The sequence below is a fragment of the Arthrobacter livingstonensis genome (assembly GCF_003219815.1).
Lineage (GTDB): Bacteria > Actinomycetota > Actinomycetes > Actinomycetales > Micrococcaceae > Specibacter > Specibacter livingstonensis.
Window position 1 is genome coordinate 1 of the sequence record NZ_QJVD01000109.1, and the last position, 1,129, is coordinate 1,129.

The 1,129-nt window shown below is 62.4% G+C and carries 1 protein-coding gene and 1 pseudogene; both read right to left on the reverse strand.

What is annotated here, in order from left to right; translation table 11 throughout:
* Window positions 1-240, reverse strand: a pseudogene (locus tag CVV68_RS23310) (hypothetical protein); the annotation flags it as partial.
* Between the two features lie 105 nt (window positions 241-345).
* The gene (locus CVV68_RS22970; protein WP_110503286.1) at window positions 346-840 is read right to left on the reverse strand and encodes an SRPBCC domain-containing protein; all 495 of its coding nucleotides are present in this window, start codon (window positions 838-840) and stop codon (window positions 346-348) included.
* Window positions 841-1,129 lie beyond the last annotated feature (289 nt).

Genomic DNA, 1,129 nt, shown 5'->3' on the forward strand with positions numbered 1-1,129 from the left:
GCGGTCGTCACGGTTCCCGTAGGGACGGTCGCCGGCAGGCTTCCGGTCACCATAGGGGCGGTCCCCGCCCGAACGGGCCGGACGGTCACCATAGGGCTTGCGTTCATTGCGGTCCCCGGCAGGAGGGCGTTCGCCGAAGGGACGGTCGCCGGAGCCGCCGCGATTTTGGCCGCCGTTGAATCCACCGCCGCTTCGTTCGTGGGAATTTCCTTCGCGGTTGCCACCGTTTTGCTCAGCCATGCCGACTCCTAAACCTTTGAGCGCACCAACTGGCACAGTAACAGCCGCTCTTCACTATTGATCTCATACTGCAAAAACCTTGGACCCAACAGCCCACCATACAGTCTAGTCGAGGCCCGGCGCGCCACCCATGAATCTGGCGTATTTGGACAAGATGAGTGGCCAATCACAGTACTTGTCGTATTGCTCGCAGCCCAATGCCCCGGTGGCCCATCCATCATGGACTAGTGTCACCCGGGTCCCGCCGTCGACCGCGTCAAAGGTCACCGTGAGGGTGGTCGGAACCAAGGGACTGCCGGCCAGCTGCCAGCGAAGGACCAAGGACGACGGCGGCGTCCACTCCGCCACCTCCGCCCATACCTGCTGCTGCCCGTCCGGCGACTCCTCCAAGAGCCGATTGTCCTCGAAGCCCGCATGTGATTCCGGGCCGTAGCCGCTGTACCTGTCCATGGGCCACCATAGATGAAGGCCGTCGGTGAATCCGTCAAAGGCAAAGTCTGGTCGAACCGGAACCAATACTGCAGCAGTGCGTGCATGCAGCACATCCTTCTGCGCTGTGTCGGGTTCCGGATTGGGGGCATGCGAAAAGATTCCGTCCATCCCACCAGACTACAGAAGGAGGGTGTGCGTGCCTTGGCTCTGCGGTGGGTGGTTGGCCGTGGGGTTGTGGGGGGATCCTGCCGCCTGGCCAACGGTGCCGGCATCGGTGCCTGGTTCGTGGTCGCTGGTGTTGGCCGGGTGACTGTGGTGTTGGTGTGGGGGGTTTTAAATGTGGGGAGGCCCCAACACGGTGTGTGTTGGGGCCTCTACCCTTTTTGGTGTTGTCCGGCGGTGTCCTACTCTCCCACATCCTGTCGAATGCAGTACCATCGGCGCTGTGGGTCTTAGC

Bases quoted from the DNA above. Each gene is read 5' to 3' on its own strand.
- CVV68_RS22970 (WP_110503286.1), bottom strand. From the start codon at position 840: ATGGACGGAATCTTTTCGCATGCCCCCAATCCGGAACCCGACACAGCG.